At 61.0% G+C, this 13,593-nt stretch carries 15 protein-coding genes and 1 tRNA gene; 4 read left to right on the top strand and 12 right to left on the bottom strand.

What is annotated here, in order from left to right; translation table 11 throughout:
• Positions 1-17: 17 nt before the first annotated feature.
• Positions 18-1,031, top strand: a complete 1,014-nt coding sequence (gene gap / locus NW830_RS06100; protein ID WP_414362391.1) for a type I glyceraldehyde-3-phosphate dehydrogenase — start codon at positions 18-20, stop codon at positions 1,029-1,031.
• Between the two features lie 3 nt (positions 1,032-1,034).
• Here gap and folK read toward each other — a convergent pair whose 3' ends face one another.
• From folK to NW830_RS06065, 7 genes are all read right to left on the bottom strand, one after another.
• Positions 1,035-1,541, bottom strand: a complete 507-nt coding sequence (folK, locus tag NW830_RS06095; protein WP_414362390.1) for a 2-amino-4-hydroxy-6-hydroxymethyldihydropteridine diphosphokinase — start codon at positions 1,539-1,541, stop codon at positions 1,035-1,037.
• Complete coding sequence (gene folB, locus NW830_RS06090; RefSeq protein ID WP_414362389.1) at positions 1,538-1,894, bottom strand: dihydroneopterin aldolase; 357 nt, start codon at positions 1,892-1,894, stop codon at positions 1,538-1,540. The genes folK and folB overlap by 4 nt, the downstream gene beginning before the upstream one ends.
• Entirely contained in the window at positions 1,881-2,750 is an 870-nt protein-coding gene (gene folP / locus NW830_RS06085) for a dihydropteroate synthase (protein WP_414362388.1), read from the bottom strand. The genes folB and folP overlap by 14 nt, the downstream gene beginning before the upstream one ends.
• Positions 2,751-3,241: 491 nt before the next feature.
• Entirely contained in the window at positions 3,242-4,333 is a 1,092-nt protein-coding gene (ychF, locus tag NW830_RS06080; protein ID WP_414404610.1) for a redox-regulated ATPase YchF, read from the bottom strand.
• Positions 4,334-4,444: 111 nt separating this feature from the next.
• Entirely contained in the window at positions 4,445-5,839 is a 1,395-nt protein-coding gene (gene rlmD / locus NW830_RS06075; protein ID WP_414362386.1) for a 23S rRNA (uracil(1939)-C(5))-methyltransferase RlmD, read from the bottom strand.
• A gap of 119 nt (positions 5,840-5,958) precedes the next feature.
• A complete protein-coding gene (locus NW830_RS06070; RefSeq protein ID WP_414404609.1) occupies positions 5,959-7,212 on the bottom strand; it encodes an O-antigen ligase family protein in 1,254 nt (417 codons plus the stop codon).
• 53 nt (positions 7,213-7,265) lie between these two features.
• Positions 7,266-7,634 carry a 2Fe-2S iron-sulfur cluster-binding protein gene (locus tag NW830_RS06065; protein WP_414362384.1) on the bottom strand — a complete coding sequence of 123 codons (369 nt, stop codon included), beginning with the start codon at positions 7,632-7,634 and terminating at the stop codon, positions 7,266-7,268.
• Positions 7,635-7,834: 200 nt separating this feature from the next.
• On the opposite strand from NW830_RS06065, the gene NW830_RS06060 reads away from it, so the two are divergent.
• A complete protein-coding gene (locus NW830_RS06060) occupies positions 7,835-8,224 on the top strand; it encodes a phosphomannose isomerase type II C-terminal cupin domain (protein ID WP_414362446.1) in 390 nt (129 codons plus the stop codon).
• On the opposite strand, the gene NW830_RS06055 is transcribed toward NW830_RS06060, so the two are convergent.
• From NW830_RS06055 to NW830_RS06045, 3 genes are all read right to left on the bottom strand, one after another.
• Complete coding sequence (locus NW830_RS06055) at positions 8,221-9,897, bottom strand: M48 family metalloprotease (RefSeq protein WP_414362383.1); 1,677 nt, start codon at positions 9,895-9,897, stop codon at positions 8,221-8,223. The genes NW830_RS06060 and NW830_RS06055 overlap by 4 nt on opposite strands.
• An 18-nt stretch (positions 9,898-9,915) precedes the next feature.
• Positions 9,916-10,275 carry a hypothetical protein gene (locus NW830_RS06050; protein ID WP_414362382.1) on the bottom strand — a complete coding sequence of 120 codons (360 nt, stop codon included), beginning with the start codon at positions 10,273-10,275 and terminating at the stop codon, positions 9,916-9,918.
• 410 nt (positions 10,276-10,685) lie between these two features.
• The gene (locus NW830_RS06045; RefSeq protein ID WP_414362381.1) at positions 10,686-11,132 is read right to left on the bottom strand and encodes a Fur family transcriptional regulator; all 447 of its coding nucleotides are present in this window, start codon (positions 11,130-11,132) and stop codon (positions 10,686-10,688) included.
• A gap of 261 nt (positions 11,133-11,393) precedes the next feature.
• Here NW830_RS06045 and NW830_RS06040 point away from each other — a divergent pair, with 261 nt between their 5' ends.
• Both NW830_RS06040 and NW830_RS06035 read left to right on the top strand, forming a co-directional pair.
• Positions 11,394-11,774 (top strand): hypothetical protein, encoded by a 381-nt coding sequence (locus NW830_RS06040; protein WP_414362380.1) that lies wholly within the window; start codon positions 11,394-11,396, stop codon positions 11,772-11,774.
• Between the two features lie 46 nt (positions 11,775-11,820).
• Positions 11,821-13,131 (top strand): D-alanyl-D-alanine carboxypeptidase, encoded by a 1,311-nt coding sequence (locus tag NW830_RS06035; RefSeq protein ID WP_414362379.1) that lies wholly within the window; start codon positions 11,821-11,823, stop codon positions 13,129-13,131.
• Positions 13,132-13,208: 77 nt separating this feature from the next.
• On the opposite strand, the gene NW830_RS06030 is transcribed toward NW830_RS06035, so the two are convergent.
• Together NW830_RS06030 and NW830_RS06025 are read right to left on the bottom strand one after the other, a co-directional pair.
• Positions 13,209-13,281: transfer RNA gene (locus NW830_RS06030), tRNA-Ile, on the bottom strand.
• Positions 13,282-13,354: 73 nt separating this feature from the next.
• Positions 13,355-13,582, bottom strand: a complete 228-nt coding sequence (locus NW830_RS06025; protein WP_414362378.1) for a DUF3134 family protein — start codon at positions 13,580-13,582, stop codon at positions 13,355-13,357.
• Between the last annotated feature and the right edge of the window lie 11 nt (positions 13,583-13,593).

Raw genomic sequence — 13,593 nt, 5'->3', positions numbered from 1 at the left:
GATACCGGAGGATTGCGATGACCACACGGGTAGCCATCAACGGATTTGGCCGCATTGGCCGGTCGTTTTTGCGGGCGCTGCTTTCCCAACCCGAGCGGGGGCTGGAGGTGGTGGCGGTTAACGATTTAACTGAGCCGGAAAACTTGGCCTACCTGCTGCAATTTGATTCTGCCTACGGTCGCCTGCCCCAGACGGTAAGCGTTGTGGATGGCCACCTGCAAGTTGGCAGCCACAAGATTCGGGTTCTGGCAGAACGGGATCCGGCCCAGCTGCCCTGGAAAGATCTGGGCGTCGAACTGGTGATAGAATCCACTGGCCTGTTTACCAAGCGGGAAGGGGCAGTCAAACACCTAGAAGCCGGCGCCAAGAAGGTGATTATCTCCGCCCCTGCCAAAGGTGCCGACCTGACAGTAGTGATAGGGGTCAACGACGACCAGTACGACCCCGCGCGGCACCACATTGTCTCCAACGCCTCCTGTACCACCAACTGTCTGGCACCGCTGGCCAAGGTCTTGTTGGACCGCTTCGGCATCGAGACGGGCTTCCTCACCACCTGCCACGCCTACACCGCCACCCAGGCCATTGTGGATCGCCCAGATCCGAAGGACTATCGGCGGGGCCGCTCGGCAGCGGTGTCGATTGTGCCTTCCACAACCGGAGCAGCCACGGCAGTTGCTGAGGTTTTGCCTGCCCTAAGGGGGAAAATGGATGGTCTGGCGCTGCGAGTGCCTGTGCTAACCGGCTCAATTGTGGACTTTGTCGTGCGCACTGAGCGGCCCATTACCAAAGAGGCAGTTAACCAAGCCTTTGTTGAAGCTGCTGAAGGGCCGCTGCGCGGCATCCTCGCCATTGCCCCGCCGCACATTGTTTCGGCCGATATCATCGGCGATCCCCACTCTTCGATTGTGGATCTAGAGTCGACAATGACGCTGGGGGATCGCACCGTGAAGGTGCTCTCCTGGTACGACAACGAGTACGGCTACGCCTCGCGGCTGGTGGATCTGGCGGTGAAAATGGCGGCTGCGCTGTAGAGCTCAATCCCAGCCTAAGTCGGTGCGCTCCAGCCAGGAGCTATCTAAAGCAGCCAGCGCCTCAGCTGCAGCTACGCCGGTTTCAGGGTGGCGCCAATGGGGAGCGATCTCGCACAGCGGGGCTAGGACAAAAGGGCGCTCCATCATGCGAGGGTGGGGCAGGGTTAGCTCTGGGCTCTTCAGGATCCGGTTGCCCATGGCCAGCAGATCCAGATCCAGCGTTCTGGCCTCCCAGCGGCTGCGCCGCACCCGCCCCGCCTCCTGCTCGATGGCCAGCAGCGCCCTCAGCAACTCTGGGGGCGATTGGTAAGGGGGAAAGGGATCCAGCGCCACCACGGCGTTGAGGTAATCCGGCTGCCCCGGCGGCCCCCCTTGGGCAGGGCTGCGGTAGAGGCTGGAGCGGGCCACCACTTGACCCAGCCGCGGCAACTTCTCTACAGCCGTGCGCAACTGCTGCAGCGGATCCCCCAGGTTGCTGCCCAAAGCAATGTAGGCCAGGTCAGGCTTCATGGAAGAGTAGGGCGACGGCGGACGATCTCCACGTAGACATCGTCGAACAGGCCCGGCAGGGGAGCTTGCGGCTTGTGCACCCGCACCGTTAGGGCTTCCAACGGGGGGTAGTTCTGCCACAGCCGCTCAGCAATCCGCTCTGCCAACGTCTCGATCAGCCGGTAGCGTTGCTGGGTTACCTCTTCCCGCACCGCCTCGTACACCTGGGCGTAGTCCACCGTGGGGGCCAGGTCATCCCCCTGGGGAACCCAACCAAGCTGCACAAAGCGCCCTCCCAACACAGCCTCCTCAGGACGATAGCCGTGGTGGGCATGGAAGCTAAGACCCCGCCGCACCAGCCTAGTGGGGTTCATCGTGGAGACCTGCCCAAGCCGCCAGAGCCGAGACATGGGCCGGGACGTTGTGCACCCGCACCAGGGTAGCGCCCCGGCTGGCGGCAAAGAGGTGCACGGCTACGCTGGCACTATCCCGCTCCCTGGGCACGGCAATCCCGGCAAGCTGGCCAACAAAACTTTTGCGCGAGGCTCCTACCAAGACGGGGTAGCCATAGGCCACCAGCCGTGGCAGCGCTTTGAGGAGGGCAATGTTCTGCTCGGCGGTTTTGGCAAAACCCAGGCCGGGATCCAAAATCACACTGGGAACACCGGCTGCTAGGGCCTGTTCCGCTTGGTTCTTGAGAAAGCCAAAAACTTCCCCCTCGAGGTCCTCGTAGTGGGTAAGCTGCTGCATGGTGCGCGGCTCTCCCCGCATGTGCATGATGATTGCCGGCACCCCTGCCTCGGCACACAGCTGCATCATCTGCGGATCCCGCAGCCCGGTTACATCGTTGATGATGTGTGCCCCCGCTGCCAGGGCAGCAGCAGCCACCTCCGTTCGGCGCGTATCGACGCTGATGAGAATGCCGGATCCCTCTAGAGCCCGAATCACGGGCAAAACTCGGTCACACTCCACCTCCACTGGCACTGGATCCGCCCCCGGCCGGGTAGACTCGCCGCCAATATCTACAATCAAAGCCCCTGCTGCTGCCATGGCCTTGGCTGCCTGCACGGCCGCCTCTACGGATCCCCACTGGCCACCGTCGCTGAAGCTGTCGGGGGTTACATTGAGTACCCCCATCACCGCCACTCCCCGCCAGGAAAGGCGGTACCCCTCCGGTGTTTGTTCGGCCCCAGGCAGGGGACGGCGGGAGATCAAGCTGGTAAAGCCCATAACTACTGCAAACAGATCTGCTGTCAAAGCAGCCGAGAGGGATCTCTCCGCTCTCGATGGCTTTGCTCTTCCTTCTGGGGCTAGGGCAAGCCTATCTGAATCCTACTTTGCAAAAAGCTATATCCAAGAGGGATCCCCTGCTCGCCCAAGTCAGGGAGGAGTTTAGGCCTGCAGAGGAACCCCTCTTGCTCCAGCTAAAACATGATGTCGTCTTCCGAACGACCCCAGAGGCACCAGATGATAGAAGCAAAAATTGCTAGGTAAACCCAGGCCATCGGCCCGTATTGCAGTAGATCCATCAATATGTCCCTTAAAGAACTTGTTTACCTAGTCCAATTATTGTGATGTTTCGTTACAGCGTCAACGGTTTTCTCAGGAAAACTCTTACTCAAAGCAGGCCCCTCTGCGGCGGGGATCCCTTCCCAGAAAGAACTAGGTCTTTTTGCCTAGAGGCAGGGGGCACGCGGCTTGGCGGAATAGGCCAGGGAACCCTAGACATGGAAGCGAAAGTGCATCACATCCCCTTCCTGAACCACGTAGTCCTTGCCCTCGCTGCGCACCAGCCCCTTCTCTCGGGCAGCACTTAGGGATCCTGCTGCCACTAGATCCTCATACGCTATCGTTTCTGCCCGGATAAAACCCCGCTCAAAATCCGAGTGGATCACCCCCGCTGCCTGGGGAGCAGTGGCACCGGCAGGGATCGTCCAGGCGCGAGTTTCTTTGGGGCCGGAAGTAAAGTAGGTGCGCAGACCCAGCAGCTCGTAGGTGGCGCGGATCAAGGATTTCAGCCCCCCTTCTTTCACTCCCAGCGAGTCTAGATAAGCCTGTCGCTCTGCGGGCGTCAGCTCCACCAATTCCGCCTCCACCTGGGCTGAGACCACCACCACACGCGCCCCTTCCGCCTGGGCCACTTGCCGCACCTGCTCTACCCACGCGTTGCCAGTGGCCAGCTCCGTTTCCGCTACGTTGGCGGCGTAGATTACCTTCTTGCGCGTGAGTAGCCCCAGCCCCTTGATGGCGGCCTCCTCCTCTGGACTAAGGGGCACCAGGCGAGCTGGCTTGCCCTCGTCCAGAGCAGCCTGTAGCTTTTCCAGGGCCTGCAGCTCCACTTGAGCCGTTTTGTCGGACTTGGCCTGCTTGCGCACCCGCTCCAAACGCCGCTCGATCTGCGCCAGATCCGCCAGGGCCAGCTCCAGGTTAATCACGCCTATATCTCGCAGGGGATCCACGGAGCCGGCCACGTGGACAATGTTCTCGTCCTGAAAGCAGCGCACCACATGCACGATGGCGTCCACCTGGCGGATGTGGGAGAGAAATTGGTTGCCCAGCCCCTCGCCTTTGCTGGCGCCAGCTACGAGCCCAGCAATGTCAACAAACTCAATCTGGGCGGGGACGATTGCCGCCGAGCCGCTGATCTTGGCCAGCACCTCTAGGCGCTCATCCGGCACCGCCACCCGCCCTATGTTGGGCTCGATGGTGCAAAAAGGAAAGTTGGCCGCCTCGGCCTTGGCATTTTCGCAGAGGGCGTTAAAGAGAGTCGATTTGCCCACATTGGGCAGGCCAACAATGCCAGCTCTGAGCATGAGAGGCTAGGGTAACGGCAAGGGGATCCGTTGCGAAACTTTAACTATTCTGACGTTAGCATTGGTTGCCGGTGGCTGCTGCTCCCTCACCCCCCTCCCCTGGAGTTGCCCTCAGACCCGCTCCAAAAAGACCACTCCCTCAACATGGCCCGTCTGGGGAAAGAAGTCAGCGGCTCGCCATTGGGTTAGGCGGTAGGATCCCTCGGCCATCAGGATTTGCAGGTCGCGCGCCAAGGTGGCAGGGTGACAGCTAATGTAGACGATGCGCTGGGGTTGTCGCTGCTTCAGGATCTCAAGCACTTGCCGGTCACAGCCGCGCCGCGGCGGGTCCAACACCACGATATCGGCAGGAGGCAGAGTCGGCAAAACCGCTTCTACTGTGCCCTGGAAAAATTGGGCCGAGGCGATGCCGTTGAACTGGGCATTGTAGCGGGCCTGGGCCACCGCCGCCGGCAGGACTTCCACCCCTATCGCCCGTTTGGCCCGCCGGGCCAAGAGCAGGGTTAGGGTGCCGATGCCGCAGTAGGCGTCTAGGACGATCTCCTCGCCACGCAGCTGGAGCTGATCCACTATCCAGGTAAAAAAGGCCTCCGCCTGCTCCGTGTTGACTTGAAAGAAGGAGGTGCTGTCAATCCAAAAGGAAAGACCGGCCAATTCTTCCCGCAGGGATCCCCGCCCGGCAATGACCTCCGTTTGCGGGCCAAAGATGACGTTGGTGCGGGCCGGGTTGAGGTTAAGACAGACCCCCACCAGGTCAGGGTAGCGCTGCATCCAGCGCTGGGCCCACCTTTCCAGATGGGGCAGGTCGCGGCTGCAACTGACCAAGGTGAGGAGCACCTCACGGGTGCGGCGGCCAATGCGCAAGCCCAGATGGCGCAGGTGGCCCTGGTGGCGGCTTTCGTCATACACGCTCCAGCCAGTTTCCTGCAGATCCTGCTTTATTTCCCTTAGGAACACATCCAGCCGCTCGTCCTGCACAGGGCATTGGTTGAGGTTCACCAGGCGGTGGCTGCCCGGTCGGTAGTAGCCCATGCGCAACGGCTGGCCCTCTGCTTTGGCGATGGGGTAGGTGACCTTGTTGCGGTAGCGCAGCGGCTGCGGGGATCCCAAAATCGGGACGGGCTCGGGCAGGGAAAGGCCGCCAATGCGCTCCAGGGCATCCCGGAGAATTTGCTGCTTGGTGGCTAGCTGCTGCTCGTAGCTGACGTGCTGCCACTGACAGCCACCACACTTGTCGGCCACAATGCAAGCGGGTCGCACCCGCTGCGGCGAGGGAGCAAGGAGGGAACGAATTCGCCCGACCAGGTAGTTGCGCTTAATCTCAATGACCTGGGCCACCACCCGATCCCCCGGCACACCTTCGGCTACAAACACTACCCGACCCCGCCCGTGGCCAAACGTATGGGCAATGCCATCGCCCTCGGGGGTTAGGTCGGTGATCTCTAGGGATAGGAGATCCCCTGGCTTGATGGGATCAGGTGCCAGGGAAGGGATTGGCTGCTCCATGGAAGAAGGTGGGGCACTCCAAATACCAATGAGCGGGGACTGGAGTCAATCCAACGAATCCAAGGCTAAACTCGATACGCAAGAAAATCCGGCAACCGAAAACTCTATTGTGGCATTGGCTAGGAGGCCTCGCCTGGGGAGGGAGCCGCCGGAACCCTATTTGCCTCGCTGCAGAGGGGCTCGAGGCTGGCTCCCCAAGCTGCGCCCAAGAGCAAGGTTATCAACAGGTGAATGCGGCCATCCAGGATCACCACGTCCAAAAGCCCCGAAGCAAAAAATGCCGTCAAGGCCAGCAAAACTCCCAAGAGAACCCCGTCCTGGGAGCAGCGCCAGGCTTGCCAGCCCCGCACCCAGATCCAGCCCCACAGGGCCAAATAGCCCACTAGCAGAGGGATCCCGCCTTCTGCAGCTAGGTGCAAGTACAAATTGTGGCAGTGGCCCAGCAGCTCCGGCGGATCCTGGGCGTTGTAGAGGGCAGGGAAGCTCTGCCAGCCCCAGCCCGTTAGGGGACGCTCCCGCACCATCTGCAGGGCAAAGCGCCAGGCATCCAGGCGGTTGGTCGTAGAGCTGAAATGGGGGGCCTGGGGGTCGAAGGTGTCTGCCAGCCGGCTCCAGATTAGGGAAGGGACAACCGCCCGCCAGCCGGGCCAATCCAAAGCCGCCGCCAAGCTGGCTAGCCCCAGGCCGGCCAGGAGAGCCATCCTCCCCCAGCAGCGCCGCAGCGCCAATCCCACCAGCAGTGCCAGCCCCCCTGCCCCCCAGCCGTTGCGGGAGGCTGTCAGCAGTAACAGCAGGAATCCTAGCCCCAGCATTGCCGCCAGCGCTGCTCTGGTAAGGGGGGATGAGGCTACCCCCCACAGCCCCGCCGCCAAGCACAGGTGGATCACCAGGTAAATGGCCAGAATATTGGGGGAGGTGAAGGCCGCCGCCGGTCGCTCCCCGCCAGCCACTCCCGTAATCCAGAGCGGCCCCAAGAAGAGATGCCCCCGCCACCCCCACAGGACCTCTCCCCAGCCCAACAGCAGCATCAGCCCACTGCCTAGCACCAACACCTGTGCCAGGCGCTGGCGGTTGAGGGGATCCCTCAGTGCCCCAGCTAAGGCTGGCAGCATCAGCAGAAAAGGCCAGTAGTTAAACATCCCCAGCAAGCTCAGCCGCCAGTCTTCTGCCAGCAGCGCCGTTGCCACCGCCGCCAGGCTCAGCAGGCCGGCCAAGGGCAGCAGGGGATCCCGCCGGATCTGCTGCCAGGAGCGGCCATAGCTCTGCACCGTCCCCACCACCGCCAGCAAGAGACTGGGAGCCAGGTTGACTGGGATCAGGGCTGCTGCTCCCAACAGCCAGCTTTGCGGCTGAGGTGGCCAGGAAGGCGGCAACCCTTTTGAGGCCTCCCCCTGCCAGGGGCAGCAAGACAAGATTGGCCTAGCCATCATTCCTTGTCGTCAAGGGGGATCCCTGGTCGTACCCGCCCCTGACCAAAGTAGCGGCCAAACTGCAGCTCGTACACCTCATCTTCATCCTGGGTTTCCACCCACAGCTCCGAGCGGGCATAGCCCACGCACAGCAGCCCGTAGCCCTGCTCCTTCAGCTCCCGCGAGATCCCCATCGCCTCCGGCTGGTAGAGGGATCCCTGCCGGATCCGCACCGCACAGGTGGTGCAGGCGCCGTTGCGACAGGCAAAGGGCAGTTGGATCCCTTGGGCTTCGGCAGCCTCTAGGATGTATTGGTCAGCCGGTACCTGGATGAGATAGTGAGCGTCTTTCTGGCGGTCGTGGATGTGAACTGGGTAGGAATGCATGGAGGAGAAGGGCCTTTTCCAAGATCACTTCTCCATGATCCCATAGGATTTCAACGGGGTTAGGCTACTTCCTTGCTCCGTAGGATAAGCTGAAGGCAGGGCCCCAAGGAGAGCAGCCTATGCTAGAAGCCCACAATTCTCCCCTGCCCTCAGTGGAAAAACTGCCGGCCACCTTCTCGGCCGAAGTTTTCAACAAGCTCATGGAGAGCAATACCGAAACCCGCCCCTGGGGTAGCTTTACCGTCCTGGAGGAGGGCCCCGGCTACAAGATCAAGCGGATTGTGGTGCTGCCTAAGCGTCGCCTTAGCCTGCAGATGCACTACCACCGCAGCGAACACTGGATTGTGGTTGCCGGCACTGCCAAGGTTACCTGCGGCGATGAAGAGCGGCTGATCACCACCAACCAGTCCACCTACGTGCCCCCCTGCACCAAGCACCGCCTGGAAAATCCCGGCGTCATCCCCCTGGTGATCATCGAGGTGCAAAACGGCCAGTACCTGGGCGAAGACGACATCGTCCGCTTTAGCGACGACTACGCCCGTGCTACTGGGGAGCCACCGACCCCCTCCTGTGCCGGCCAAGCTCCCTAGAAAGGGGAAAGGGTGATCACCAGCAGGGCAGCCATCAAGCCCAGCGCCACCTGCAGTGCCTGTCCAAAGGCTGGATGGCTGGTCACTACCTTCCCAGAGCGGCTCTGGAAGCGGGCCAGATCTAGGTAGGGAACTGCCCCCCGCCGGAACCATCCGACAACCGTTCCCTCCTTGCCAATTAGGCCTGCGGCCTGCTTGGCTCCAAATAGGAAATTGCCCAGCGGCCCCAGCCGAGAAACATAGCGCAGGAAAATCATCCCCGTCTCATCCTGGAGCTTGAGATCGGCGCCAAAGCGGTAGCCCGGATCCCCTCGCCCAATCACCCGCCCCTGCAACTGCATCGGCAAGCCGCGCAAGGGGCTGGCGTAGGGGTTGCTCATCGCCTTCAGCACCGTCAACGCCGGCGGGTTTTCCAAGCTGGGGTACATCACCGTCATCTTCAGCAGCAGGCCCAGGCTGGCTCCCGCCAGTGCCAGGCCGGCAAGCATGCCGTAAGACCCTGCCTGCAGAGCTGGGATCCCGAGCACCATCCCCAAGACTGCCCCCAGCCACTCGGCATTCAACAGCAGCAGATCCCTGAGAAAACTGCCGTAGAGCTGCTGGCGGTTGAGCTGCTTGCCCTGGGCCACCACGCTGGCCATGTCGAACTCCACCGGCAGATCCAGTTGTTCGGCATAGGTAGCCAGCGCCCGCACCCGCTTGCCGGTAAGGGGATGGGTGGAGTTCAGCTCCATCCAGCAGGCCCAAGGGTTAAACAGATCCCACAGAAACACCCTGCCCACTTGGCTGGGATCCGAAGCAAGCCGGTAGGCTGTCCCGGCTATCACCGCCGCCTTGGCATCGTAGATCCCTAAGGCCCGCGTCCCTTCCAGCAGGCGAGCACTGCGCTGTCGGGCTTCCTCATCCTGTTCCCGTTCCCCTTCTTGCACGATGCCGAAGGCAATTTTCACCAGCGCCCGCGCCAGGGCATTGGGGTTGCCGGTGGTTGCGGCGGCAAAGTGGTCGGCAAAGTACTCCCGCACCCGCGACAGATACAGCACCAAGTAGGAGCCGGCCACGTAGAAAAAGTAGGCGACCAGAGCCAAGAAACCTATGTTTTTGCCGCCTCTGCGATCCCGGCGTGTGTCGCGCACATAGACGTAGAGGAGGTAGAGGAGCTGCACCAGCGTGGCAGCCAGGGTCATGACCGCGAAATCCCAGTGGATGATATGCCCCAGCTCGTGGGCGTAAACGGTAGCCACCTCTTCATCTTCCAAGTAGGTGAACAAGCCCTCGCTGACAACAATGCGGGCGTTATTGGGCAGGCTGCCATAGCTGAAGGCAGTGGGGTTTTGATCGCGGATTAGACCCAGCTTCGGCTGCTTCAGCTTGTACTGGCGGCAGACCCGTTCGATCACCTCCGCGCTTTCGGGGCTGCGACGCCCGATTTCCGCCAGGCTCACCCACTGGGTGCCGTAGAGGCTGTGCTGGATCCAGTCCATCAACCAGGGGGACAAAAAGAAAATCAGGGCATTGAAGGTCAGGGTGAGTAGAACGGCGGCAAGGAAAGAGCCGAAGGAAAACCCCCCTTCCAGGGTGCCGAAAACGGCCAGGAGAAGCACAAACACCAGGCCGAACAACAGGCTCAGGGTCACGCCGGCGGCCAGAGTGAGGTTGCCGGCAAAGCTGGCCAAAACCAGCGAGACTCCTGTCTAAGGAGCGCGATACCGGCGTCGGGTCTGACCGGTTTTGAGACCCGAGGTGGCGGGATCCAACTCTGCTAAGGTGCGGCTGGGATCGAAGCAATAGCGGCTTAGCCAAATGCTCAGGAGCCGCAGCTCATAGGGGTTGAGACTTTTCAGAGGTTCCAGCCACAGGGCCGCTTCCACCGACAACGTTACCGTGGAGACGGCGCTGGGGTTGCGGAACAAGGTGGGCAGCAAGGGCAGAACTTCCTCTTTTTGCCCAGCCGTGAGGCTATGAAAACCCAAGACCGCCTGGCGCACCACGCTCGAAGGTTGAGGCAGGTCGGCGGTGAGCAACTGGCGGTCTTGGACAGATCCAGCTCCCAAGCGCTTTTGAGCTCCGGCACCAGGCTTACCTGCGTCTGCCAGTCCGCCTGTCGCTGGCCAATCGGGCGGCTGTAAAGGGCCAAGCGCTTGACTTGGGGGTAGCGGCTAGCTATGGCCTTCTGGAACCAAGCGCTCAGCTGCTCATAGTTGGGAGTGGAATCGGCAGGGCGATTGAGCAGGATGCCAAGGCGTAGTCCCCAGGGCTGTCTTGGAGGGGCTGGGCCTTGACTTGGACTCGCAGGCACAAATCAGCTAGAGCCCCCTCCAGCCACTGTGCCACTTCCTGCTCGTTCATAGCTATTCCTTAGGTGAGTTCCCTCCAGTGGCTTGGCAACTTGACAGCAGCTGTTCTCAAAGATCTCTTGCTGCTCCTCTGGGGGGGAGGGCAGCCCAGGCAAAGGGGAGCTGGGCTACACAATCGAGCGCTGCCCCTCGGGGCTAATGCCGATGATGGTGAGCTGACAATCGAGCAGCTTAAAGCCGTATTTTTCCGCCACCTTCTGGCTAATGTTGAGGATAGCATTGTTTTTAAACTCGATGACTTTGTTGGTTTTAATGCAAACCAAATGGTGATGGTGGTGGGGGGCCGGCTGGTTGATCTCGTAATGTTTGTGGCCTTCCGTCAGCTCCAGCTCCCGCAAAATGCCCATGCGCGTCATTAGCTTGACGGTGCGGTAGATAGTGGAAAGGCTAATTTTATGGCCTTCTTCCTGCAACTTCTTGTGCAGCTCCTCAGCACTTAGGTGAGTTCCCTCCGGGAGGCTTTGAAAGGTTTGTAGAATGATCTCCCGTTGCCGAGTGGCTCGCCAACCCCTAGCGTTCAGCTCTGCCTTGAAAGCTTCCTCCGTATAGACCATAATCCTGCCCCTCCACTTTAGGCAACGTTGCCGTGCCCCTCAATAAGTTCTGTAATTGATAATAGCTTTCCTGAGAGCCCTGCCAGCGCTTTTTAGCTAGCCAAGGGATCCCTTAAGGAGCAGCCACGGCGCCTCCTTCAGCCCGCAAGGGGAGAGCCCTATCCAGCGGGGAGGAGCTAGCCTGCTCTTGCTGCCGGCAAGTTTGGGCTACCATGCTCAGGAAAAGGCCCGCGTAGTTGGTTTGGGGGAAGGCAGAAAAAGATGCGCTTTGAGCAGCCCAAAACCTATTCCATTTCTCTAACGGGCTGGGGTTTTTGGCTGGGATCCCTAGCTGCGGCAGCTTTGCTAACCGGCCTTGGCCTAGGCTGGCTGGTGGTTGGCCTAGTAGCCCTGCTTTTGTTTTTGCTCTCTCTGCCGGTGCTGGTGCTGATGGCCTTTCGCTGGTGGGCCCGCCGCTGGATGGCAACGGATCGCTGCCCAGTCTGTGGCTCAGAGGCGCAAGCCCTTGAAGGCAGCTGCTTCTTTTGTCCCAGTTGTGGCGAGCCCCTGTTTGTTGCCGATGGACACTTTTACCGGCAAACGCCCCCCGGCACCATCGACGTGGAGCCTGTGGAAGAGAACGGCTGGGAGTTGCCGAGCTGAGGGATCCGCTGTAGTGGCGGGCTGGTGTTTTTAGAGGGCACTTGCGGTGAGCAGGGCGGCGCACCCCTATCGCCAACGACGGCGACGGGTTTGGCTGATTAAGGGGCTGGTGGCGATCTGGGGGGCTATGCTCTCGGCAGCGCTCCTGCTACTGGGCGCAGCTCCTTTTTCCCAGGCAACGGCGCAGGGATCCCTGCAACCTCAGGTGGAGGCCTACCTGGCTCAGTTGACCGATCGCGGCTTCTCTGCCAAGGCCCAGGGGGTTTGGCTGCAGGTGGGCGACCAGGTGTTGGGGCAGCACCAGGGATCCACCCCCCTGCCGGCGGCTTCCCTGACCAAGGTGGCCACTACGCTGGCTGCTCTGCAGCAGTTTGGCCCCCAGCACCGCTTTGTTACCACCTGGTTAACCACGGGTTCACTAACCGCTGAGGGAGTCTTGCAGGGGGATCTCTGGGTGCTGGGGGGAGAGGATCCCTTCTTCGTGTGGGAAGAGGCCTTCTTGGTTGGCAACGCTCTCAATGGTCGGGGGATCCGCCAAGTGCGCGGGGATCTGGTGGTGGTAGGTCGCTTTTACATGAACTTTTCCCAGGATGTAGCCCGCTCGGGAGCTCTGCTGCAGCAGGGGCTGGATGCGCGGCGCTGGCCGCCAGAAGCCCAGGTCCAATTTCAGACCTTGCCCCCTGGCACCCCCAGGCCGCAAGTGGAGATCTTGGGCTCGGTGCGGCTTGCCCAGCAGATCCCAGCTACCGCCCAAGTTTTGCTTAGGCACGAGTCGCCCCCCCTCATTCGCCTGCTCAAGCTAATGAATCTCTACAGCAACAACTCCATGGCGGAGATGTTGGCAGCTGCGGTGGGAGGAGCAGAGCGGGTAGCCCAAATTGCCCGCAGGGCAGCAGGGATCCCGCCCGCAGAGCTACAGCTAGTCAACGGCTCGGGGTTGGGGGTGAAAAACCGCATTTCTCCGCGGGCCAATGTAGCTTTGTTGCAGGCAATTCAATTGCTTCTGGAAAAGCAGGGGCTCTCTCTAGCAGATGCCTTTGCTGTCGTCGGCCAAGATGGGGGGGTGTTGGAACGACGGCTGTTGCCAAGGATGATGATTGCCAAATCTGGCACCCTGAGCAGCATTAGCACCTTGGCGGGGGTATTGCCAACCGAGAAGGGGGACATTTGGTTTGCCCTAATGAACAGCGGCGCCCCTTTGGCCAACCTACGTACCTGGCAGGAAGAATTCCTCAGCCAGCTGCAATCGCAGTGGGGAGCCCCTGCTACCTTGCCTGAGCACTGGAGGCCACGCTGGAGGGATGGGGGATCCCGCCTTCACTTTGCCCTCAACTACTCCACCCCAGGCTATCGCTAGCGGCCACTCTACAGCAGGCGGGTTTCCCTACCGCCGCCCGGAGCTTTGCGGCACCTTTGGGTAAAGAGCTTTGCCTCTGGGGCGTACAGGAGTCGAACCTGTGTAAGGCAAATTATGAGTTTGCTGCCTAAACCGCTCGGCCAACGCCCCTTCTTTCTCTACTCTAGCGCCCCTGTCTAGATCCTCACTAGGAGGGTTCGGCCCCCTCCTAGGCCCTTCTGACCTACTCCTCTTCCTCCATCTCGAAGTCTTCCACGAAGTTATCCCCAATCAGGTCGTCAATCTCCTCGAGATCCTCGTCCAGGGTTATCTCAGGAACTTCCATCGGCTGCTCCAGCAAGCGACCTTCTTGGCGTAGCCAGTCCAGGATGGAGAGGCTGCCACTGGAAGGCAAGACTACCGGCGGTTGATCCCGCGGCTCCTCCCGCAGAGAAGGGTTGTGGTAGTACATACTTCTTCCTG

The sequence above is a fragment of the Synechococcus sp. OH30 genome (assembly GCF_047462175.1).
Lineage (GTDB): Bacteria > Cyanobacteriota > Cyanobacteriia > Thermostichales > Thermostichaceae > Thermostichus.
The sequence above is the reverse complement of the archived record's forward strand: the minus strand, read 5'-3'. Positions and strand labels throughout refer to the sequence as shown.

What these genes read in the sequence shown, in the direction of transcription:
- NW830_RS06045 (WP_414362381.1), bottom strand. Translation starts at nt 11,132, where the DNA reads ATGGTCTATACGGAGGAAGCTTTCAAGGCAGAGCTGAACGCTAGGGGT.
- NW830_RS06025 (WP_414362378.1), bottom strand. Translation starts at nt 13,582, where the DNA reads ATGTACTACCACAACCCTTCTCTGCGGGAGGAGCCGCGGGATCAACCG.
- NW830_RS06060 (WP_414362446.1), top strand. Translation starts at nt 7,835, where the DNA reads ATGGAGAGCAATACCGAAACCCGCCCCTGGGGTAGCTTTACCGTCCTG.
- rlmD (WP_414362386.1), bottom strand. Translation starts at nt 5,839, where the DNA reads ATGGAGCAGCCAATCCCTTCCCTGGCACCTGATCCCATCAAGCCAGGG.
- ychF (WP_414404610.1), bottom strand. Translation starts at nt 4,333, where the DNA reads ATGCTCAGAGCTGGCATTGTTGGCCTGCCCAATGTGGGCAAATCGACT.
- NW830_RS06065 (WP_414362384.1), bottom strand. Translation starts at nt 7,634, where the DNA reads ATGCATTCCTACCCAGTTCACATCCACGACCGCCAGAAAGACGCTCAC.
- folP (WP_414362388.1), bottom strand. Translation starts at nt 2,750, where the DNA reads ATGGGCTTTACCAGCTTGATCTCCCGCCGTCCCCTGCCTGGGGCCGAA.
- folK (WP_414362390.1), bottom strand. Translation starts at nt 1,541, where the DNA reads ATGAAGCCTGACCTGGCCTACATTGCTTTGGGCAGCAACCTGGGGGAT.
- folB (WP_414362389.1), bottom strand. Translation starts at nt 1,894, where the DNA reads ATGAACCCCACTAGGCTGGTGCGGCGGGGTCTTAGCTTCCATGCCCAC.
- gap (WP_414362391.1), top strand. Translation starts at nt 18, where the DNA reads ATGACCACACGGGTAGCCATCAACGGATTTGGCCGCATTGGCCGGTCG.
- NW830_RS06040 (WP_414362380.1), top strand. Translation starts at nt 11,394, where the DNA reads ATGCGCTTTGAGCAGCCCAAAACCTATTCCATTTCTCTAACGGGCTGG.